At 70.3% G+C, this 20053-nt stretch carries 17 protein-coding genes, 2 tRNA genes and 2 pseudogenes; 9 read left to right on the top strand and 12 right to left on the bottom strand.

Going from position 1 to position 20053, the window contains the following annotated elements:
* The 3 genes from SGCZBJ_RS11540 to SGCZBJ_RS11530 form a co-directional block, all read right to left on the bottom strand.
* A partial coding sequence (locus tag SGCZBJ_RS11540; RefSeq protein WP_133149236.1) for a GTP-binding protein occupies positions 1-111 on the bottom strand: 111 nt, incomplete at its 3' end.
* A gap of 55 nt (positions 112-166) precedes the next feature.
* Positions 167-240: transfer RNA gene (locus SGCZBJ_RS11535), tRNA-Gly, on the bottom strand.
* Positions 241-344: 104 nt separating this feature from the next.
* Positions 345-428, bottom strand: a tRNA-Tyr gene (locus SGCZBJ_RS11530).
* Between the two features lie 176 nt (positions 429-604).
* Between SGCZBJ_RS11530 and rlmB the strand changes: the two genes are divergently transcribed.
* The 5 genes from rlmB (at position 605) to SGCZBJ_RS11500 (ending at position 5563) form a co-directional block, all read left to right on the top strand.
* Positions 605-1441, top strand: coding sequence for a 23S rRNA (guanosine(2251)-2'-O)-methyltransferase RlmB (rlmB, locus tag SGCZBJ_RS11525; RefSeq protein WP_101718149.1), 837 nt, complete (start codon positions 605-607; stop codon positions 1439-1441).
* Between the two features lie 91 nt (positions 1442-1532).
* On the top strand, positions 1533-3089 hold the full coding sequence (gene stpX / locus SGCZBJ_RS25870) for a stalk-specific protein StpX (RefSeq protein ID WP_205685374.1): 1557 nt from the start codon (positions 1533-1535) through the stop codon (positions 3087-3089).
* Between the two features lie 115 nt (positions 3090-3204).
* Complete coding sequence (locus SGCZBJ_RS11510; RefSeq protein WP_101718148.1) at positions 3205-3933, top strand: TerC family protein; 729 nt, start codon at positions 3205-3207, stop codon at positions 3931-3933.
* A 4-nt stretch (positions 3934-3937) separates the two neighbouring features.
* Positions 3938-4321: a DUF423 domain-containing protein gene (locus SGCZBJ_RS11505; RefSeq protein WP_101718147.1), complete on the top strand. Its 384-nt coding sequence runs from the start codon at positions 3938-3940 to the stop codon at positions 4319-4321.
* Positions 4322-4399: 78 nt separating this feature from the next.
* Positions 4400-5563, top strand: coding sequence for a hypothetical protein (locus SGCZBJ_RS11500; RefSeq protein WP_101718146.1), 1164 nt, complete (start codon positions 4400-4402; stop codon positions 5561-5563).
* Between the two features lie 13 nt (positions 5564-5576).
* On the opposite strand, the pseudogene SGCZBJ_RS26515 reads toward SGCZBJ_RS11500, so the two are convergent.
* Positions 5577-5730 (bottom strand): annotated as a pseudogene (locus SGCZBJ_RS26515) (hypothetical protein).
* Between the two features lie 6 nt (positions 5731-5736).
* A complete protein-coding gene (locus SGCZBJ_RS11495; RefSeq protein WP_101718145.1) occupies positions 5737-6957 on the bottom strand; it encodes a multidrug effflux MFS transporter in 1221 nt (406 codons plus the stop codon).
* A gap of 105 nt (positions 6958-7062) precedes the next feature.
* Here SGCZBJ_RS11495 and SGCZBJ_RS11490 point away from each other — a divergent pair, with 105 nt between their 5' ends.
* Entirely contained in the window at positions 7063-8043 is a 981-nt protein-coding gene (locus SGCZBJ_RS11490; protein WP_101718144.1) for an alpha/beta fold hydrolase, read from the top strand.
* 8 nt (positions 8044-8051) lie between these two features.
* A pseudogene (locus tag SGCZBJ_RS26085) lies at positions 8052-8114 on the top strand (hypothetical protein); the annotation flags it as partial.
* Positions 8115-8178: 64 nt separating this feature from the next.
* Here the strand turns inward: SGCZBJ_RS26085 and SGCZBJ_RS11485 are convergent.
* Entirely contained in the window at positions 8179-10431 is a 2253-nt protein-coding gene (locus SGCZBJ_RS11485; protein WP_101718143.1) for a TonB-dependent receptor, read from the bottom strand.
* 148 nt (positions 10432-10579) lie between these two features.
* Here SGCZBJ_RS11485 and SGCZBJ_RS11480 point away from each other — a divergent pair, with 148 nt between their 5' ends.
* Together SGCZBJ_RS11480 and SGCZBJ_RS11475 are read left to right on the top strand one after the other, a co-directional pair.
* Complete coding sequence (locus tag SGCZBJ_RS11480) at positions 10580-12811, top strand: S9 family peptidase (protein ID WP_101718142.1); 2232 nt, start codon at positions 10580-10582, stop codon at positions 12809-12811.
* A gap of 68 nt (positions 12812-12879) precedes the next feature.
* Positions 12880-14511, top strand: coding sequence for an amidase (locus SGCZBJ_RS11475; protein ID WP_101718141.1), 1632 nt, complete (start codon positions 12880-12882; stop codon positions 14509-14511).
* Positions 14512-14547: 36 nt separating this feature from the next.
* Here SGCZBJ_RS11475 and SGCZBJ_RS25640 read toward each other — a convergent pair whose 3' ends face one another.
* From SGCZBJ_RS25640 to SGCZBJ_RS11450, 6 genes are all read right to left on the bottom strand, one after another.
* Complete coding sequence (locus tag SGCZBJ_RS25640) at positions 14548-14697, bottom strand: hypothetical protein (RefSeq protein WP_165799305.1); 150 nt, start codon at positions 14695-14697, stop codon at positions 14548-14550.
* On the bottom strand, positions 14691-15182 hold the full coding sequence (locus SGCZBJ_RS11470; protein WP_240621486.1) for a hypothetical protein: 492 nt from the start codon (positions 15180-15182) through the stop codon (positions 14691-14693). The genes SGCZBJ_RS25640 and SGCZBJ_RS11470 overlap by 7 nt, the downstream gene beginning before the upstream one ends.
* On the bottom strand, positions 15179-16591 hold the full coding sequence (locus SGCZBJ_RS11465) for a hypothetical protein (RefSeq protein ID WP_101718140.1): 1413 nt from the start codon (positions 16589-16591) through the stop codon (positions 15179-15181). The genes SGCZBJ_RS11470 and SGCZBJ_RS11465 overlap by 4 nt, the downstream gene beginning before the upstream one ends.
* Positions 16588-18168 carry a tetratricopeptide repeat protein gene (locus SGCZBJ_RS11460; protein WP_101718139.1) on the bottom strand — a complete coding sequence of 527 codons (1581 nt, stop codon included), beginning with the start codon at positions 18166-18168 and terminating at the stop codon, positions 16588-16590. The genes SGCZBJ_RS11465 and SGCZBJ_RS11460 overlap by 4 nt, the downstream gene beginning before the upstream one ends.
* A 175-nt stretch (positions 18169-18343) precedes the next feature.
* Entirely contained in the window at positions 18344-18811 is a 468-nt protein-coding gene (locus SGCZBJ_RS11455; RefSeq protein ID WP_101718138.1) for a hypothetical protein, read from the bottom strand.
* An 18-nt stretch (positions 18812-18829) separates the two neighbouring features.
* Positions 18830-20050, bottom strand: a complete 1221-nt coding sequence (locus SGCZBJ_RS11450; RefSeq protein ID WP_101718137.1) for an acyl-CoA dehydrogenase family protein — start codon at positions 20048-20050, stop codon at positions 18830-18832.
* Between the last annotated feature and the right edge of the window lie 3 nt (positions 20051-20053).

The following is a 20053-nucleotide window of genomic DNA, read 5'->3' as shown; positions in this document are numbered from 1 at the left end:
CGCCAGCGTAATCGTGATCGCGGCCGTCAGCGTCGTCTTGCCATGGTCAACGTGACCGATGGTGCCGATGTTGCAGTGCGGCTTATTACGTTCGAACTTTTCCTTGGCCATCGTCTCTACCTTCGCGCCGGCGGCTGATTGATTACGTCTAACTTTTCGGGGGAGCTGGAGCGGGTAGCGGGAATCGAACCCGCATCCTCAGCTTGGAAGGCTGCTGCACTACCATTGTGCTATACCCGCCCTTGTAAGCTAGACTTGGGCCTAGCTAGTCTGGCAGCGGGGTCGCGTCGGCTCCCGTCTCTTGGCTCGGGGGCTCAAGCCCTCCTTCCGGTGTTCATCGCGCGTGGTGGGGGAAGAAGGACTCGAACCTTCGAAGCTTTCGCAGCGGATTTACAGTCCGCCCCCTTTGCCGCTCGGGACATTCCCCCACGGCGCGATGTGAACTACCGGAAGAGGCGGCCATATCTTCGATCTTGGCGTCCGTGTCAAACGGCTCGCTGTGGATCGAGGAACAAAAGCTCTTTGAGCAGGAACGGAGTGTGCTTAAGCACCGCCGGACCGGCTCGCGGAACCTCGTGGCCCCCAAATCGGAGCGCGTCTTATAGTGTCCTCTCATTCTGAACGCAACGACCGTAGAAGGCCAAAAGCGCCAGAACGTGAAAATCGCTCCAAGCCTCAGAAAACCAAGACTTTTTCCAAGCCGTCGGGCGACGAGAAGGAATGGATCTGGGGGAATCACGCGGTCGAAGCAGCGCTTTCCAACCCCGCCAGACCCCCCGCGAAGCGCCTTTTGGTGACCCCGGACCGGGCAAAGCGACTCGCGCCGAATCTGCAGCGCCACCCCGCGCTTCAGGTGTTCGAGCCCGGCGACATCGCCCGGCTTCTGCCGCAGGGCGCGGTGCACCAGGGAATCGCCATGAAGGTGGCCGAGCCCGAGCCGCTGTCGCTGGCCGAACTGGGCACGCCGGCCGAGGGCGTCATCGTCATGCTCGACCAGATCACCGACCCGCAGAACGTCGGCGCCATCTTCCGCTCGGCCGCCGCCTTCGGGGTGAAGGGCGCGGTGCTGCAGGACCGCCATGCCCCCGCCCTCTCCGGCGTGCTGGCCAAGACCGCCGTCGGCGCGGTCGACAAGGTGCCCTACGCGCGCGTGGTCAATCTTTCGCGGGCTCTCGAGGAATTGGCGGAACTGGGCTGGCGGGCCGTGGCCCTGGCCGGCGAGGCCGAACACAGCCTGGAAGAGGTGCTCGACGGCGGCCCGACCGTGCTGGTGCTGGGCTCGGAAGGCGAAGGCGTGCGCCGCCTGGTGGCCGAGCACTGCGACGCGATGGGAAAAATCCCCATGCCCGGCGGCTTCGAGAGCCTGAATGTGTCCGCCGCGGCGGCGATCGCGCTCTATGAAACGTCACGAGTTCGCGCCACGGGGGAAATCGGTTCGTGAATCCCGATTAACCGTTTTGATTTCGTCGCAACGACGTGTTTTCCTCGCGGACGAGTACCTCCGCGAGCCTTGCTCGCGGAGGATTTGAAGCATGGGATCGGGGGACCCGATGTTGCAGGTGAAGTTCCGGACGGCGGCCCTGGCCTCGTCCGCCGTTGTCGTGCTGGCGCTGGCGGGGTGCGGCGCCAAGCAGCCGGCCGACACGTCGTCGACTCTCAACGAGCCGGCGCCGCCGCCGGCCGTCGAGAAATCCGAATTGCTGGGCGCGCCGCCGGCCGCCGCCGAGGCGCCGCCCGCCGACGGCCTGCTGGGTGGTCCGATCGCCCAGCCCAAGCCGGTCGCCGTCACCACCGACGATTCGCGCCTGAAGACCTGGCGCCGGGCCGACGGCACGCTGGTCACCGCCATGCGTCCGATCGCCAACCCGCGTGAGACCAAGCCGGCGGCCCGGCCGCACCCTGCCCGCCCGGCCCAGGTCGCCGCCGCGCGTCCCGCGCCGGTCGTGGCGAAGCCGGCTCCGATCGTGGCCAAGCCCGCGCCCAAGCCCGCCGTCGTCGCCGCCAAGCCGGCGCCGGTGAAGGCCGCGCCCGTCGCGCCGGCGCCCAAGGCTGTCGCCCAGGCCCCGGTCCTGAAGCCGGTCGCCCCGCCCGCCAAGCCGGCGCAGATGGCCAAGGCCCCGACGCCCGTCGTCGTCCCGGTCGCGCCCGCCGCCGCCAAGCTGCCGCCCAAGGTCGAGAAGCTGCAGGCCGCCGTCGCTCCCGCCGCCACCAGCGGCGCGGTGCTGGCCACCGCCGAAAGCCTGAAGACCGGCAAGGAAGGCCAGGTCACCCTGTCGCTGCCGGCCACGCTGGGCGACATGATCAAGCAGCAGGCCGCCAAGCTGGGCATCGGCAAGCCGGCCAAGAAGGTCAGCGCCTATGCCGACCTCGAAGGCCAGGGCTATGAGATCACCCCGAACGGCCGCCAGACTGCGACCGTCAAGCCGGGCGAGCCGACCACCTTCGCCTGGCAGGTCAAGCCGACGCCGGAGGCCAAGGGCCAGCTGACCACCTCGTTCGGGGCCTCGCTGGATGGCGCAAAGCCGGCCCAGCCGTTCTCGCTCGGCTCGATCAGCAAGCAGGTCGCCGCAGCCCCGGCCAAGGTCAAGGAAGCGGCCGAGGGCTTCAAGCTGCCGGCCTTCCTGGACACGCAGTACGAGGTTCCGGGGATCGGCAAGGTTCCGGGCAAGTCGCTGCTGGGCGCGGGCCTCGTCCTGCTGGCCCTGATCATCCTGGTGGCCATCTCGCGCAACGCCGCCAAGGCCAAGGAGCGGGCAGAGCGTCGCCGCAAGTTCCGCACCCTGCACGACTACGGCCGCAACGAGCCGGAGTTCGACACGCCCAAGTCGCAGGACGTGGCCTATGTGAACCCGATGGTTGCCGCCGCCGGCGGCGCGATCGCCGGGGCCGCGGCCACGGCGATGTTCAACCATCACCAGGAAACCAAGGCTGAGCAGGCCGCCGCCCAGGCGACCGAGCACGAGCCCTTCCCCGCCCCCGCCGACGATAGCCCGCAGGTGCAGCACGTCAGCGAGCAGGCCCACGTCGAACCGGAACCGCCCGCCCCGGCGGCGACCGAAACCCATCGCGAGCCCGAACCGGTCCACTAGGACCGGCGCTCGTCGACAGCCTGAGCGGCGCGTCCTTCAGCAGGGCGCGCCGCTTTCGTTTCCGGCCCGCTTTCCCGCCCTTGCCAGGGCGCGCGGCCTGCCCCATTGAGACCGCATGCTCGAAACGCTCTTCACGCCCGACGGCCCCGCCGCCGCCTTTCTCCAGGTCCTGATGATCGACCTCGTCCTGGCCGGCGACAACGCCGTGGCCGTGGGCCTGGCCGCCGGCGGCCTGCCGGTGAAGGATCGCAAGAAGGTCATCCTCTACGGGCTGGGTGCGGCCGTGGTGCTGCGCATCGGTTTCGCGCTGATCACCACCTGGCTGCTGGGCGTGGTGGGCCTGCTGCTGGCCGGCGGCCTGCTGCTGCTGTGGGTCTGCTGGAAGATGTGGCGCGAGCTGCGCGACCAGGCTCATCACGACGAGGCCGACGCCGCCGCCGTGCTCGACAGCGACCCGACCACCGAGCCGCGCGCCAAGCCGGCCAAGAGCTTCAAGAGCGCCTTCCTGCAGGTGCTGATCGCCGACGTCTCGATGTCGCTGGACAACGTGCTGGCCGTGGCCGGCGCCGCGCGCGAGCACCCGGGCATCCTGGTGTTTGGCCTGCTGCTGTCGATCGCCCTGATGGGCCTGGCCGCCAACGCCATCGCCAAGCTGCTGCACAAGCACCGCTGGATCGGCTTCGTGGGCCTGGCCATCGTGCTCTACGTCGCCCTGCACATGATCTGGGAAGGCCACCGCAGCGTGGTCATGGATCTGCACAAGACCGAGCAATACAACGCCGCCGCGCCCAACGTCATCGACATCAAGCCCGACGAAGTGACCCAGCACGAGAAGCATCGCTAGGCCCATGGCGAAGATCTGGACCCCGAAGACCTATCTGCGCCTGGCCGCCCTCAGCGGCTTCGTCTCGGTGGCCGTCGGGGCCTTCGCCGCGCACGGCGTGCACGAGGCCCGTCCGGCCGAACTCTTGAAGACCGGCGCCCTCTACGAGATGACCCACGCGCTGGCGGTGTTCGCCGCCTTCGCCGTGGCGCGTGCGACAGGACGCTCGGCGGGCCTGGCCGCGGGCCTGTTCCTGTTCGGAACGCTGGTGTTCTCGGGCACCATCTACGCCATGGCGTTCGGCGGGCCGCGCATTCTCGGCGCGATCACCCCGATCGGCGGCGTCGCCTTCCTGGCCGGCTGGCTGGCCCTGGCCTGGAGAGCCGGCAAGGTCGCCGACCAGGCCTAGCCACGCTTGCAAAGGCGTGGATAGATCATTCTAAGTTGCACGAAGTGACATGAACTCCACCCAGGGAGGACAGGCTTCATGCGACCGATCAGGATTCCCCAAGGCGCGGCCGCGCTGTTGCTGGCCTCGACCACGCTGGCGACCCAGGCCTGCTCGCAGGCTGGGCCCGACTTCCAGCCCCCCGACTTCCAGACCTACGACCAGGGCCGCTTCATCCCCTTCACGCCCTGGGCGGCCGGACAGGCGCCGTTCGACGGGCCGCCGACCGTGTCGCTGCGGCTGGACGGACCGCTGGGCGCCTATGCGCCGCCGCCGGTGGTGATGGACACCGGCTCGACCGGGGTGGTGATCTCGGCCGCCGACCTGCCCGGCTGGTCGCCCGACAAGGCCAAGGCCTATCCGCGCGGCTGGGAGTTCCTGAGCAGCAGCAAGCGGCTGTGGGTGGGACACTGGGTCCCTACCAGCGTCGCCTTCGTCGATGCGGGCGGCGCCGAGCTTGCGCGGGCGCAGGTGCCGATCCTGGTGGTCGACATCGAGCACAAATGCCCCGGCTACGACGTGAAGACCTCGCCGGGGACCTGCGCCGCGCCCAAGGCCACGATCAACATGCCCAAGGGCATCGCCTATATGGGCGTCGGCTTCGGACGCGAGGGCAATGGCCAGACGCAGGGCACGCCGCAGAAGAACCCGTTGCTGAACCTTGCCGCCATCGACGGCCGGCCGATCGCGCCGGGGACCTATCGCCGGGGCTATGTGGTCACCCGCGACGGGGTGCATGTGGGCCTGACCCCGGCCAACACCGGCGGCTTCCGGTTCGTGAAGCTGGGCCAGCAGGGGCCCAACGGCGCCATGGACTGGCCGCAGGCGCCGATGCAGGTGGCCGCCGGCGGCCTGCCCGCCCAACCCGGCGCGCTGCTGATCGATACCGGCATCCCGACCATGTACCTGGGCGTGGCCGATCCGGCCGCGCTGCAGACGCGGACCCAGACCAACGCCAACGACAAGGCCCAGTCGACGGTGCTGGCGGACGGCCAGACGGTGACCATCACCGTGCCGACCCAGCCGGTCACGACCCTGGCCTTCACGACCGGCCAGGGCGACGCGGTCGCGCCGACCCAGGTGCTGGTCAACTCGCCGATGCCGACGGCCTTCGTGAACACCGGCCGGCACGCGCTGCGCCGGGTCGACGTCTTGTTCGACGCCGACGGCGGATGGTTCGGCCTGCGGCCGACGGCGCCTTAGAACCCCTCAGCCGTCATCCTGGGCGTAGGTCCGCGAAGCGGGCCGCAGACCCGGGACCCAGGGGCCGGCGCAATGCGTCGGCCGTCGCCGGGTGGAGGATCCAGGCGCGGCGCCCAGTCCCCTGGGTCCCGGCTCTCCGCTTCGCTGCGGCCGGGATGACGGGGAATTTGGTGCTAGGCCGAAACCGCCGCCTTCTTCGGAACCGCCAGCAGGAAGATCGCCAGGCTGGAGCCCACGAGGCAGGCGAACATCACGATCGCCACCGGGCGCGGGGTGCCGTCGTGCAGCAGGCCGCCGGCCCAGGCGGCCACGGCGCCCGCGCCGAAGGAGGTCCCGCCCATCAGGGCCGAGATCGAGCCGGCGCGGCGCGGGTCGACGCTGAGGGCGCCGGCCATGGTGTTGCCCGACATCAGGCCGTAGGTCGACAGCGCCAGGAACAGCACCGGCAGCACGGTCCACTCGCCGCCCAGGCCCGTCCAGGCGAAGAAGCTCAGCACCAGGGCCAGGGTGGTGGAGGCGAGGCTGGCGCGGGTCAGCACCTCGTCCGGCTTGAACCGGCGCAGCAGCAGGCGGTTGACCTGGCTGGCGCCGATGATGCCGACGGCGTTCGCCGCGAAGACGATGTTGAAGACCAGCGGCGAGTGGCCGTAGGTCCCCATGACCAGATCGGGCGAGGTCGAGATGTAGGTGAACAGCACCGAGCCGTTCAGCGCCCCGGCGATGCCGTAGCCCAGAAGGCGCTTTTCGCGCAGCAGCAGGGCGAAGGCGCGCAGCGGGTTCTCGGCCCGGGCCTGGGCGGCGGTCTCTTCCGAGCGCGACTCCTTGAGGCCCAGCAGCACCCACAGGCCGATGGCCAGGCCGAACAGCGCCATCACCCCGAACACCGCCCGCCAGCCGGCCAGGGCGAAGATCAGCCCGCCCAGTTGCGGCGCCAGCACCGGCGCCAGGCCCATGATCAGGGTCATCAGCGACAGCACCCGGGCCGTCTCGGCGTGGTCGAAGCGGTCGCGCACCACCGCGCGGGCCACCACCGCCCCGGCGCAGCCGCCCAGGGCCTGGACGAAGCGGGCGCCCAGCAGCACCTCGATGTTCGGCGCCAGGGCGCAGGTCACCGAGGCGACGGTGTAGATGACGACGCCCAGCAGGATCGGCGCGCGGCGGCCCAGGCGATCCGACGCCGGGCCATAGAGGAACTGGCCGATGGCCATGCCGGCGAAGAAGGTCGCCAGGGTCAGCTGCACCTGCTCGGGACCCGCCTTCAGCGTCTGGCCGATGGCCGGGAAGCTGGACAGGTACATGTCGATCGACATCGGCGCGAAGGCCGTCAGCGCCCCCAAAAGCAGGACGAGCCGCCAGGGCGTGGCGGAGGGAGAAGCGGGAGCGGCGGAAGTCATGGGCGCCTTCTACTCCCGTCCGCCGCCACGGGAACCCTTTATCGCTTGCCCGGTCGATCACCGCCCCGCAATCTGACCACTGATAACATAACAAGGGAGACGCCGATGGCCGCCGCGCAGACCTGGCCGCAGCCGCAGTTCGCCGACATCAACGGCTTGCGGATGGCCTATTACGAGGCCGGACCGCGCCAGGGCGTTCCCATCGTCTTCTCCCACGGCTTTCCCGAGCTGGCCTGGTCGTGGCGACATCAGGTCGCAGCCCTTGCGCAGGCCGGCTACTGGGTGATCGCCCCCGACCAGCGCGGCTATGGCCTGACCGGCAAGCCCGCCGCCGTCACCGACTACGACATGGAGCACCTGACGGGCGACCTTGTCGCCCTGCTCGACCACCTGGGCGTCGAGAAGGCGATCTTCTGCGGCCACGACTGGGGCGGCATCGTCGTCTGGGCCATGCCGCTGCTGCACCCGGACCGCGTGGCCGGGATCATCGGGCTGAACACCCCGTTCGTGCCCCGGCTGCCGATCGACCCCATCGAGATGTTCAAGGCCGCATACGGGCCGGACATGTACATCGTGCACTTCCAGACGCCCGGCGCGGCCGACGCCCTGTTCGCCCAGGACGTGGACAAGACCATGCGCTTCTTCATGCGCCTGCCGGGCGACAGCGTGGTCGGCTTTTCGTCGCGCCCGGCCGAGCGCCGCTCGCTGGCCCTGCAGCTGGCGCTGGAGCACTACGATCCGGCGACCGACGACAAGCAGTTCCTCAGCGACGAGGAGCGGGCCGTCTATGTGGAGGCGTTCGAGAACGGCGGCTTCACCGGGCCGATCAACTGGTACCGCAATTTCACCCGCAACTGGGAGCGATCCGAGCCCCTGCCCCGCCGTATCGACGGCATCCCCTGCCTGATGATCATGGCCGAGCACGACGTGGTGCTGCCGCCCTCGCTCGCCGACCGCATGGGCGACCAGATCGACGACCTGGAGAAGGTGCTGATCGAGGGCAGCGGCCACTGGACCCAGCAGGAGAAACCCGCCGAGGTGAACGCGGCGATCATCGACTGGCTGGGGCGGCGGTTTTCTAAGTAGCTCCACCTTCTTCTCGTCATCCCGGCCGTAGCGTAGCGGAGAGCCGGGACCCAGGGGCCGACGCATTGCGGTAGCCCCTGGGTCCCGGGTCTGCGGCGCTACGCGCCTCCGCCCGGGATGACGAAAAATGTGGTTCTAGAACCTAGCCCTCAGCCCCACGCGCGCCGCCCGGCCCGCCATCGGCGCCCGGTAGCGCAGGAACGAGTTGTGGGCCCGAGCCTCCTCGTCGAGCAGGTTGGTGGCGTCGACGAAGGCCTCCCACTTGGCGCCGCGCGCCGTAAAGGCGTAGGCGGCATGGGCGTCGACCAGGGTGTAGGCCGCGGTCGGAGCCTCGTTCTTGGCGACGCGATCCTGCTTCTCGTAACGGACCGCGCCCAGGCTGGCGCTCCAGACGCCCCGCGACCACGACACGTCGCCGCCGAACCGGGAGACGGGCATGCGCGGCAGGTAGTCGCCATCGAGGTTGCGGCGGAAGTACTCCTTGTCCCAGTCGGCGGTCGTCACCTTGGAGGTGAAGGGGCTGTAGCCGTCCGGCAGGGTGTAGCGGGGCTTGCTGCGCACCCGGTCGACGAAGCCGCCGAGCACGATGTCGCCGACGGCCGTGCCGCGGAAGGCCACCGAGCCCTCGATCTCCAGCCCCTCGATCCGGGTGTCGCCCTGGCGCCATTCGCGCACCGGCAGGGTTCGGGAGACGCCGGTGTTCCCCAGATAGAGATAGTTGTCGTAGTCGGTGCGATAGGCCGCCGCCGTCAGGCGGTAGCGGCCGCGCTGGAAGCCCGCGCCGAGCTCGGTGGTCTTGGCCCGCTCGACCTTCAGGCGGGCGTCGCCCTGCTCCTCGGTGAGGATGCCGAAGTGATCGCTGTTGGCGTAGAGCTCGATCAGCGACGGGGCGCGTTCGGTCTCGTCGTAGCGGGCTTCGACGAACAGGCCCTCGATCACGTCGTAGCGGACGGAACCCGACAGGTCGGTGGTCGAGTAGTCGCGGTCCTTGGCCAGCGAGCCCAGGCCCCGTCCCGGGCGGATGGTGGCCTCGTCGACGTCGTAGCGGGTGCGGCCCGCGCGGGCGCCGGCCTTCACGGTCAGGGCCCGCCAGGCGAACTGCTCGGTCCAGTAGACGGCGTCCTCGCGGGTGGCGACCGAAGGCAGGTAGGCCTTGGCGCCGTCGGTGATGAGGTCGCGCTGGCTGGCCTGCACGCCGACCAGGCCCGTAAAGCCCGCGAACGGCTTGTGCGTCACGTCGATGCGCAGGTCGTCGGCCTCGGTGCGCAGGCGGGTGTGAGCCTGGCCGTCGATGACCTCGCGGTCGTCGCCCTCGGTGCGGGCCAGGGCGAAGTCGAGGCGCGCCACGCCCAGGGCGTCGGGCGTCAGGCCGCCCTTGACGTCGAAGCGCGTCGAGCGGACCTGCAAGGCTATCGGCGAGGGCTGGGGGTGGCTGGACGTGATGTAGGCGAAGCCCGGCACGCCGTAGTCGCTGACATAGCGCTGCACGGACGCGCCGAAATAGCCGTCGGCGGTGATCCGGCTGGCGCCCAGGGTGACGACCTTGGTCGTCAGGCCGCTGCTCGACAGCCGGCCGTCGGCGCCGGGATTGCGGTCGGTGATCACCTGACGCTCGGGCGGCGTGCCGTCGACCCACAGGCCGGTGGCCGGGTCGCGCACCCAGGTCGGGTTGGACAGGCGCACCTGGCACAGGGTCTGGACATAGGTGCTGGACACCAGGGATTTCCAGGTGCGGCAGGCCGCGTCCTTGGAGCCGGACGGAATGCGCAGGTCGGGCACGTCGCGATAGAGGGCGTCGACATGCCAGGCCCACTCGCCCTGGCCGCCGTCGAGGCGGGCCATGGCGGCCGAACCGGTGTTGTAGCCGCCGCTGATCTCGGCGCGGCCGGAGAAGGCCTGGCCTGGAACACGGGTCGGGATGCGGCCGTCGCTCACGTCGACCGCGCCGCCGACGGCCTGGCCGCCGTTCAGCACCGAAGCCGGGCCCTTGGAGACGACGATGCGGTCGGCCAGGAACGGCTCGATGGGCGCGGCGTGATCGCCCGACAGGGTCGAGGCGTCGCGCGAGGGCATGCCGTTGACCAGCAGCGCCACGCGCGGACCCGACTGGCCGCGAATCTCGGGACGGCCGGCGGCGGGGCCGAAGGCGCTGTTCTGCACGCCCGGCGTCTTGGCCAGGGTCTCGCCAAGGCTGGCGGCGCGCACGCGGGCCAGGGCCTCTCCGGCCAGGACCGAGCGCGAGGCGGTCAGGACCGGGCCAAGCTCGTCTTGGGCGCCCTCGACGAGGACCGGCTGCACGGCGGTGGGGGACTCGCCCCCCTCCTGGGCATGGGCGGGAATGGCCGTGAGCGGCAGGAGCGAGGCGAAGGCGAGCAGGAATCTACGCAAGGGGGCACGCTGTCCGGGAAGGAAATGACGATGAGGGACGCGGCGGCTCGACTGAGCCGATCCGCGCGGCGCATTTCCGTTATGTTATATTGTAACTATTCTCAAGGGGAGCTTGGCAACGCACGTGCGGGGCTCTAGCGTCCGCGCCATGATCCGCCCCTCGCTCATGGCCCTGTCGGCCTGTCTCGCCCTGGCCTCCCCCGTGATGGCCGAAAAACTCACCCCCGAGCGCCTGTTCTCCGACCCGGACATCAACGGCCCGACCGCCAAGGGCGTGGCCCTGTCGCCGGACGGCAAGCGGGTGACCTACCTGAAGGCCAAGCCCGAGGCGGCCAACGTGCAGGACCTGTGGGCGGTGGACGTGAAGGGCGGCGAGCCCTACCGGCTGATCGACGCCAACGCCCTGTCGTCGGGCGACAAGGCGCTGTCGGAAGCGGAGATCGCCCGTCGCGAGCGCGCCCGGGTGCTGGCCCGCGGCGTCGTCGAATACAGCTGGGACAGCGAAGGCCGCTTCGTGCTCGTGCCGCTGGACGGCGACCTCTATGTCGACAGCGTCGCCGACGGCAAGGTGACCCGCCTGACGGAGACCCCGGGCGACGAGGTCGACGCCAAGGTCTCGCCCAAGGGCAGGTTCGTCTCCTATGTGCGCGACCAGAACCTCTATGTCCGCCCGCTGACCGGCGGCGAGGAGACGGCGGTGACCGCCGAGGGCAAGGGCGCCCTGTCGTTCGGCGTGGCCGAGTTCATCGCCCAGGAGGAGATGGACCGCGACACCGGCTACTGGTGGTCGCCCGACGAGCGCCTGATCGCCTACACCCGCGTCGACGAGAGCGGCGTCGACATCGTGCCGCGCGCCGACATCGGCCCGGCGGGCGCCACCGTGATCGACCAGCGCTATCCGCGCGCCGGCCGCCCGAACGCCATCGTCGACCTGTTCGTCAAGGACCTGGCCTCGGGCAAGGTGGTGCAGATCGACCTGGGCGCCGACAAGGACATCTACCTGGCCCGCGTGGCCTGGTCGAAGGACGGCAAGACCCTCTACGTCCAGCGCCAGAGCCGCGACCAGAAGACCCTCGACCTGATCGCCTTCAGCCCGGCCAGCGGCCAGGGCCAGATTGGGGGCAAAACGATCCTGACCGAGACCGACCCGCACTGGGTGGAGCTGCACGACGACTTCCGCCCGCTGAAGGACGGCAGCTTCCTGTGGTCGTCGGAGAAGTCGGGCAACAAGCACCTCTATCACTACGCCGCCGACGGCAAGCTGCTCGCGCAGGTGACCAAGGGCGACTGGCCGGTCGACAAGATCGAGGCCGTCGACGAGGTCGACGAGAAGCGCGGCCTGGTGTTCTTCAGCGCCTCGATCGACACGCCGATCGAGCGCCGGCTCTATTCGGTCTCCTACATCAAGCCCGGCGCCCCCAAGGCCCTGACCTCGGCCGGCGGCTGGTGGACCACGAAGGTCGCCGCCACCGGCGCCTTCGTCGGCTCGTACTCGGATCCGAAGACCCCGCCGCAGACCGCGCTCTACGACCCGAGCGGCAAGCGCGTGCGCTGGATCGAGGAAAACAGGCTCGACGCCGCCCACCCCTACGCGCCCTACGCCGCCGACCACCTGGTTCCGGAGTTCGGCACGCTGAAGGCCGCCGATGGCCAGGTCCTGCACTACTCGCTGCTGAAGCCGGCGAACTTCGACGCGGCCAAGAAGTATCCGGTGATCGTCTCGGTCTATGGCGGACCGCACGCCCAGCGCGTGACCAAGGCCTGGGGCGTCAACGACGAGGCCTTCGCCAACGCCGGCTACGTGGTGTTCAAGCTGGACAACCGCGGCTCGTCCAACCGCTCGACGGCGTTCAAGACGGCCCTGGACCGCCGCATGGGCACGGTCGAGGTCGAGGACCAGTTCGCCGGCGCGGCCTTCCTGAAGACCCTGCCCTACGTCGACGCCGAGCGCCTGGGCGTGATGGGCTGGTCGTACGGCGGGTTCATGACCCTGATGATGCTGAGCGCCGAGGGCACGCCCTTCAAGGCCGGCGTCTCGGGCGCGCCGCCGACCGAGTGGGGCCTCTACGACACCCACTACACCGAGCAGTTCATGGGCAAGCCCGACGAGAACAAGGCCGGCTACGCGGCCTCGGACTTCCTGGGTCGCGTCGACAAGCTCAAGCCCGGCAGCCTGATGCTGATCCACGGCATGGCCGACGACAACGTGATCTTCGAGAACAGCACCCGCGTGCTGGCGGCCTTGCAGAAGAAGGGCATCGCCTTCGAGACCATGCTGTATCCGGGCGAGCGCCACAGCGTGATCCGCAGCCGGTCCAAGGGCCTGCACGTGATGAAGACGCATCTCGACTTCTTCGACCGCAAGCTGAAAGGCGAGTGATCGACAAGGGCGGCCCCGACCTCACGGTCGGGGCCGTTTCCGCATGTGACGGGGGACGGATGGTGGGGATGAAGCGTCTGTTGCTGCTTGGCGGGGCCGCCCTGCTGCTGGCCGGGCCCGCCGTGGCCGCGCCGGAACAACCGAAGGCGGAGACGCCGGCCGAGTTCCTCGCCTCGCTTTCGAAGGACGCCGAGGACAAGGTCGCGCACGTCGCCTTCGTAGGCCCGCAGATGAGCCTCGCCGACGAACAGGCGCTGCAGGCCTCTGGCGAGTTGACCGCCGAGGACGCCGTGCAGGGCCGCCTCATGGTGCAGCACTTCTTCGGCGCCAGGACTAACGCCGTGCTGGCCTTCAACCCCGACGCCCTGAAGATCGCCCGCGCCCTCGACGCCGAACGCAAGGTGGGCAAGACGCGCGGCCCGCTGCACGGCCTGCCGATCCTGATCAAGGACAATATCGAGTCCCTCGATCCGATGGCCACCACCGCCGGCTCGCTGGCGCTGAAGGACAACGTCACCGGCCGCGACGCCCCTCTGGTCGCCCGGCTGCGGGCGGCGGGCGTGGTGGTGCTGGGCAAGGCCAACCTGTCGGAATGGGCCAATATCCGCTCGTCGCGCTCGACCAGCGGCTGGAGCGCCGTCGGCGGCCTGACGCGCAACCCCTATGCCCTGGACCGCAGCGCCTGCGGCTCGTCCAGCGGCTCGGGCGCGGCGGTGGCGGCGGGCCTGGCGACGGCCGCGATCGGCACCGAGACCGACGGCTCGATCACCTGCCCGGCGGCGATGAACGGCCTGGTGGGCCTCAAACCCACCGTCGGCCTCATTTCGCGCACCCACGTCGTGCCGATCAGCCATAGCCAGGACACCGCCGGCCCGATGACCACCACGGTGCGCGACGCGGCCCTGCTGCTGACCGCCATGGCCGGTTCGGACCCGGCCGATCCGGCGACGCTGGAGGCCGACGCCCGCAAGGTCGACTACGCCGCGGGCCTGTCGAAGGACGCGCTGAAGGGCGTCACCCTGGCGGTGGCGCGGTTCTACACCGGAGATTCGCCAAAGACCGACGCGGTGTTCGAACAGGCGCTGCAGGACCTGGCCGCCCAGGGCGCGACGCTGGTCGAGGTGAAGGCCTTCGATGAGGGCCCCATCGGCAAGGCCGAGGGACTGGTGCTGTTCACCGAGTTCAAGGCCGACATCGCCGCCTACCTGGCCTCGACCGACCCGAAGAAGGTTCCGACCCGCACCCTGGCCGACCTGATCGCCTTCAACGCCGCCACGCCGGAGGAGCTGCGCTGGTTCGGCCAGGAGACCTTCGAGAGGGCGCAAGCGACCAAGGGCCTGGACGACCTCGACTACCTGAAGGCCAAGGCCGACGCGAAACGTCTCGCCGGCCCCGAAGGCGTCGACCGGATCCTCAAGGAGACCGGCGCGGTCGCCCTCGTCGCCCCGACCACCGGGCCGGCCTGGACCATCGATCCGGTCAACGGCGACCATTACGGCGCCTCGGCCACCACCCTGCCCGCCGTCGCCGGCTATCCCCACCTGACCGTGCCCATGGGCCAGGTCGAGGGGCTGCCGGTCGGCCTGTCGTTCATCGGCCCGGCCTGGAGCGAGGCCCGCCTGCTAAGCCTGGGCTACGCCTACGAGCAGGCGACGATGCGGAGGAAGCCGCCGGAGATGAAGGCGACGGTGGGGCCATAGGTTTGATCCCTCTCTCTCAGAGAGAGGGTTTTCCGGTCACACCTTCGGGCGGATCATGTCGATCGGCGGCGGCGGAGGCGTGACTTCCGACGGGTGCGGCGGCGGGGGCGGACGGTGGGCCTGCGGGGTCGCGCAGGCGGCCAGGACGGCTGCGGCCAGGCCCAGCAAGGCAAGGCGGCTCAGCATCCGCGCGCGCCAGGGAAAATGCCCAGGCTGCCGCGGAAGCAGCGGTGCTCGCCGCGCGGATCCCAGTATTCGGTCGTGCCGTCCGAGCGCTTGATGGCCCAGCGCTCGCCGGTCTGGCCGTCGCGGCCGACCACGGCGATGTCGCCCGGCCCGCGCGAGGTGACCGCATAGCCGTCGCCGGTCAGGGCGTCCGACGCGCAGCTTTCGGTGACGCCGGGCTTGGAGAGATCGCCCCGCAGGCCCGCCGACGAGCCGGTGCGCTGGTTGAAGGCCGAGACCTCGGTCCCGCCCTGGCCGCTGACGAACACCTGGGTTCCGGTGGCGCGGTCGTAGGTCATGACGTCGGGCGCCTGGCCGGTCAGGGGCGCGCCGCACGGAACGCGGCCGGGCGGACCGGGACGCTTGGCGGGCCCCGCCGGCTGGGCCTGGGCCGCGCCGGCGGCAAGGGCCAGGGCGAGAACGCTGGCAGCGAACAGGCGGATCATCGCGGGCTCCCTTGCGGACCAACAGGCTGGGCGCCGACAGGACCGCCGGCGGCGGCCGAGGCCTCGTACGGATCGACGGGACCGCCGGCCAGGGCGCTCGAAGGCGGTCCCGACAGCACGGCCACCGCGCCAGCGGGCCAGTAGCTGTCGTAGTCGAGGCGTGCCCGATCGCGGGGCGTGCGGAAGAGCTCCGGCGCCTCGAACCACGGACGGCAGGTCAGGGCGCCGTCGAAATAGCCGGTGACCAGCGCCTCGCAGCCGCCGGGGCGGGCGAAGACGCGGTTGTCGCGGGCGCGGATCTGGGCCCCGCTGTCGGCGAACAGGCCCGCGCGCATCACCCCGGCGATGGCGTTGTCGGAGGCGTAGACCACGCCCGAGGCGGCGTAGATGCCGACGTCGGCGGCCTCGAGCCGGCCGTCCAGCACCCGCAGGTCGGCGCCTTCCAGCACCACCGCCCAGTCGCTGTCGCGAACCACGGGACGCTGCAAGGTGGTCTCGCCGCCGCTGATGTAGATCCCGCGCGAGAAGCCGTCGGTCGCCAGGCCGTCGATCTGCACCAGCTGGTCGCGGTTGACGCCGGTCAGCACGAAACCGGCCGAATTGCGGGTGCGCGAAGAGCCGCTCCAGTCGCCCAGCCGGACGACGCGGATATCGCGCAGGCGGCTGTCTCGGCCGGTCTCCACGGCCATGCCGATGGCGGTGGCGGCCACGTCGATGTCCTGGGCCTGCAGGCTGCCCGACAGCTTGACCACCGGCGCACGGGTGCGGCCGACGAAGGCCGTCTGGATCATCTCCACCCGGCTGTCGGCGACGTCGATGGCCGAGGCCTCGCCGTCATAGCGCACGACCACGCCCTTCAGGGCCAGCTCGGTGGCGCGGCCGACGATGCACGAGGCGGTTCCGCCTCGCGAGGCTTCCAGACCCAGGTTCTGCAACACCACGAAGGCGACGCCCGGGGCGATGCGGATGCAGGGCTGGTCGGCCGGCGCCACCAGGATCGGCCGGGTGCGCGAGGGGCTGTAGTCACGGGCGGTGATCAACACCGAGCGGGTGACGCTGAGCGACTCCACGCAGGCGCCGCCGTTGCGCGAGACCAGGGTCAGGGTGTCGCCGTCATACAGCCGGGCCAGCACGTCGTTCACCTCGCCCGGATAGGCGATGTCGCAGTCGACGACGGTGCGGTACGGCCCGTAGCCGCCGCCGGGATAATAGGGCCGGCGCGGCGGCTTGCGCTTGACCGGACGGCGCGCCCCGCAGCCCTTCGACAGGTTGGGCTCGAGCAGCAGGCCAAAGCACGGGCGGATCTGCTGGTCGATCCTGGCGTCGGGCGAAGCCGAGGCGACCTGCGGCGCGGCGCCCACGAGGCCCAGGACGACGAGGGCCGCCGCGAAGGAGGCGAGGCGCTTCATCGATAGTCCCTTTCAGCGTCAGGACGAGCGGCGTTGACCGGGGCGGCGTCGACGGGGCCGGCGTTGGCCGGGGCCACATAGGCGCGCGCCGCATAGGGCTGGGGCCGCTCGCCGGGGCCGCGCGGCGGGCGCGACACCTGGGCCAGCAGCTGTTGCAGCCGCCAGGCCGACGGCTTGAAGCCGGCCAGGGCCGCGTCCAGCTGGTAGACCACCGCCTTGGCGCGGTCCTGGTCGGCCACGCCTTGCAGGCCCAGCGAAAAGAAGGTCGACATGGCGTACTTGGCCTCGGGCGAGCCCTGGCGCTCGGCCTCCTCGTACCAGTGGTAGGCCCGGGCGTAGTCGCGCGGCACGCCGACGCCCTCGGAGTACATCACCGCCAGGACGAGCTGGGCCTTGGACGAGCCGTTGACGGCCGCGTACTGCACTGCCCTCACCTTCTCGATCGGCGACAGCCGGCCCGTGGTCGGGCGGCCGATCGAGGCCTGGAAGGTCTGGGCGTCGTTGAGGGATAGCAGCCGCTCGTCGAGCAGCGGCGCGGGCAGGATCCGCAGGTAGGACAGCGCCTCGCCGATGTGCACGAACGGCAGCTCGTGCAGACGGGCCAGCGCCGCCTCCTTGGCCTCGCCGGCCGGATCGCTCTCGTCCGAGTGGGGCACGCCGGAATCGGGCGAATCCGGCGGATAGAACTCGTAGGGCGGGATCCAGCGCTTGGCCTTGGTCTCGACGAAGGTTCCGTACGAGGCCCGCTGCGGCGAGGAGCGCTCGAAGTCCTTGAGCATGACATAGGCCGACACGTCGCCGGTCTGCACCGCCAGGTAATTGTAGAGATAGGCGTCAATATCGTTGCGGCGGAACAGGTCCAGCGCCGCCGGCGCGCCGACATGGCGGCGATCGCCATAGGCCTCGACGGCCTGCAGGTTGTCGGACGGCTCGCCATAGGGCCCGAAATAGCCGTCGTGCATCCGCGCCAGGGTGCGGTAGCCGTCGGCCCCCTGCGTCGACAGGATGTAGATCACCCGGTTGCGGACTTCTTCGCGCTCCTCGGTCGACATCCGCGACAGCTGGCGGTCGAGCGCGCCATAGGCGGCGTGGCGCTCATAGGCGCGGCAGTCGTCGAAGCGCGACAGCGCCTTGCCCGGCTTGCCGCGCGGCTCGTAGGCGGCGATCGGCGCATAGCCGGAAGGGTTGGCCAAGGCCATGGCGTACCAGGCGGCCGCCTCGACTGGATCATCCAGGTTCTTGTCGCTGGTCCGCTGGCCCTCGTAGCGCCGGGCCAGCTCCAGCTGGGCGAAGAAGTCGCCGCGGAAGCCGCCCTGGCGCAGGTTGCGGATCTCGATCTGCTGCTGGTTGAACTGGCCCGAGCCGCCTTGCGCCGCCTGCGGGCGCGGACAGGCCGTGGCCCGCTTGGCGAACAGTTGAGGCGCGGAGAAGTCGCAGCCAAACAGCGGCAGCACGGCGACCGCCGCCACCGCGCCCAGCGGAACGCGGCGGATCACATGGCGCCTGTTTTCGAGGAGATGGACGCCCGCGCGCCTCAGCCTGCGGAGGAGCGCAACAGCATCGCCGGCCTCGTGCATCGCTCCCCCTCCAGCACGCCGTTAACCATGATCGGAACCACGTTCATGAGCCGCCGGAAGCGAGACTGTCAAGCTCGCCGACCGACGTTCATCAACTCTTGTTTGACGTGCCTGAAATGGAACGGGTTTTGGGGCGTGGAACCACGGAAGTCCGTGTATTTTCACGGTTTATGACTCAGCCGCGCTCGCGCGGGACCCGCTCGACGGCGCGCAGGATCTCGTCCCGATTCTTCGCCGACTTGGCCCAGGCCGGCAGCCGCGAGACGATGGTCTGGTTGCGCGGAGCGGCCGGATCGGCGGACCGCTGCTCCACCCTGATGCGGCCCGACAGGTAGGTCTCGAGATAATCGAGGTGCGCCTCGTTCCAGGCGACCAGATCGCCGTGACGCGTCGCGGCGCGGAAGCGGGGCGCCAAGCCCATGAACGGGTCGATCGGCGCCCCGTTCGGGGTCTGCGGCTTGTCGCGCGTCGCCCCGCAGTCTCGGCAGACCATCCGGCGCGCGGCGGACGCCTGCACGTCGGACGGGTCGCGCGGCAGGATGGCCGCATACCCGCCGCACGCGGGGCAATCGACGACGAGCCGGCCCAGAAAGTCGTCGGGCAGCCGGGCGGGAACCACCGAACGTCCGTCGCCGCCCGCCATGCCGCCCCCTGTCCTGGCCTACCTGCCCGTCGGCATATCCCTGAACGGCACGTCCTTGTCCACGCGCACGTCGCCCGGCAGGCCCAGGACCCGTTCGGCGATGATGTTCTTGAGGATCTCGTCGGTGCCGCCGGCGATGCGGAGGCCCGGCGCCCACATCAGGCTTTGCTGGAAGGCCGCGCCGGCGGCGGCTTCGGGGCCGGTGAGGACGCCGTACTCGCCCTGCATCTCGACGGCGGTGTTGGCCAGGTCCTGAAGCTGGTTGGCCGAGATGATCTTGCCGATCGAGCTTTCGGGCCCCGGGGTCTGGCCGCGCGACAGGGCGGTCATGGTGCGGAAGCGGGTGAACTTCAGCCCCTGCGAGGCGACGAACCAATCGGCCAGCTTCTCGCGGAAGGCGTCGTTGGAAAGGGCCGGACCGTCCTCGCCGGGAAGCGCGCGGGCCAGCTCCAGCACCTCGCGATAGTTGGGACCGGCCGAGCCGCCGACGGCCAGGCGCTCGTTCATCAGGGTGACGAGGGCGACCTGCCAGCCCTGCCCGACCTCGCCCAGGCGCTGGCTGTCCTTAACCCGCAGGTCGCTGAAATAGACCTCGTTGAACTCGCGCCCGCCCGACATCTGGTGGATGGGGCGGCATTCGACGGCCGGATCGCGCATGTCGATCCAGAACATGGTCAGGCCCTTGTGCTTGGGCACGTCGGGGTCCGTCCGCGTAAGGAGGATGCCGAAGTCGCTGTAGTGGGCGCCGGTGGTCCAGACCTTCTGGCCGTTGATCACCCAGTCTTCGCCGTCCCTGACCGCCCGCGTGCGAAGGGCCGCGACGTCGGAGCCGCCGGCCGGTTCGGAGAACAGCTGGCACCAGATCTCCTCGCCCTTCACGGCGGGGGAGACGAAGCGCTTCTTCGTATCGGTGTCGGAAAAGGCCATGACCGTCGGCACGCACATGCCCAGGCCGATGGTGAAGTAGCCGTAGGCGACGCCGGCCTTGCCCTCCTCCTGACCGAAGATGACCGACTCGATCGGCGTGCCGCCGCCTCCCCCGACCGCAGCCGGCCAGGTGATGCAGGCGTAGCCGGCCGCGGCCTTGCGGGCCTGCCAGGCCTTGGCGGCGGCCATGTGCTCGGGGGTGTTGGGCTTGGGCTCGCCATGCTCGGCGCGGTGGGCGGCGGCGGCCTCGACCAGCCAGGCGCGGGCCTTTTCGCGGTAGGCGGCTTCGGTGGGGGAATCGTTGAAGTCCATGGC

Source organism: Caulobacter zeae, assembly GCF_002858925.1.
In the GTDB taxonomy this organism is placed as follows: Bacteria; Pseudomonadota; Alphaproteobacteria; order Caulobacterales; family Caulobacteraceae; genus Caulobacter; species Caulobacter zeae.
This window is presented reverse-complemented; position numbering and strand designations above follow the sequence as displayed.

Bases quoted from the DNA above. Each gene is read 5' to 3' on its own strand.
- stpX (WP_205685374.1), top strand. From the start codon at position 1,533: ATGGGATCGGGGGACCCGATGTTGCAGGTGAAGTTCCGGACGGCGGCC.
- SGCZBJ_RS11510 (WP_101718148.1), top strand. From the start codon at position 3,205: ATGCTCGAAACGCTCTTCACGCCCGACGGCCCCGCCGCCGCCTTTCTC.
- SGCZBJ_RS11505 (WP_101718147.1), top strand. From the start codon at position 3,938: ATGGCGAAGATCTGGACCCCGAAGACCTATCTGCGCCTGGCCGCCCTC.
- SGCZBJ_RS11500 (WP_101718146.1), top strand. From the start codon at position 4,400: ATGCGACCGATCAGGATTCCCCAAGGCGCGGCCGCGCTGTTGCTGGCC.
- SGCZBJ_RS11495 (WP_101718145.1), bottom strand. From the start codon at position 6,957: ATGACTTCCGCCGCTCCCGCTTCTCCCTCCGCCACGCCCTGGCGGCTC.
- SGCZBJ_RS11490 (WP_101718144.1), top strand. From the start codon at position 7,063: ATGGCCGCCGCGCAGACCTGGCCGCAGCCGCAGTTCGCCGACATCAAC.
- SGCZBJ_RS11480 (WP_101718142.1), top strand. From the start codon at position 10,580: ATGATCCGCCCCTCGCTCATGGCCCTGTCGGCCTGTCTCGCCCTGGCC.
- SGCZBJ_RS11475 (WP_101718141.1), top strand. From the start codon at position 12,880: ATGAAGCGTCTGTTGCTGCTTGGCGGGGCCGCCCTGCTGCTGGCCGGG.
- SGCZBJ_RS25640 (WP_165799305.1), bottom strand. From the start codon at position 14,697: ATGCTGAGCCGCCTTGCCTTGCTGGGCCTGGCCGCAGCCGTCCTGGCC.
- SGCZBJ_RS11470 (WP_240621486.1), bottom strand. From the start codon at position 15,182: ATGATCCGCCTGTTCGCTGCCAGCGTTCTCGCCCTGGCCCTTGCCGCC.
- SGCZBJ_RS11465 (WP_101718140.1), bottom strand. From the start codon at position 16,591: ATGAAGCGCCTCGCCTCCTTCGCGGCGGCCCTCGTCGTCCTGGGCCTC.
- SGCZBJ_RS11460 (WP_101718139.1), bottom strand. From the start codon at position 18,168: ATGCACGAGGCCGGCGATGCTGTTGCGCTCCTCCGCAGGCTGAGGCGC.
- SGCZBJ_RS11455 (WP_101718138.1), bottom strand. From the start codon at position 18,811: ATGGCGGGCGGCGACGGACGTTCGGTGGTTCCCGCCCGGCTGCCCGAC.
- SGCZBJ_RS11450 (WP_101718137.1), bottom strand. From the start codon at position 20,050: ATGGACTTCAACGATTCCCCCACCGAAGCCGCCTACCGCGAAAAGGCC.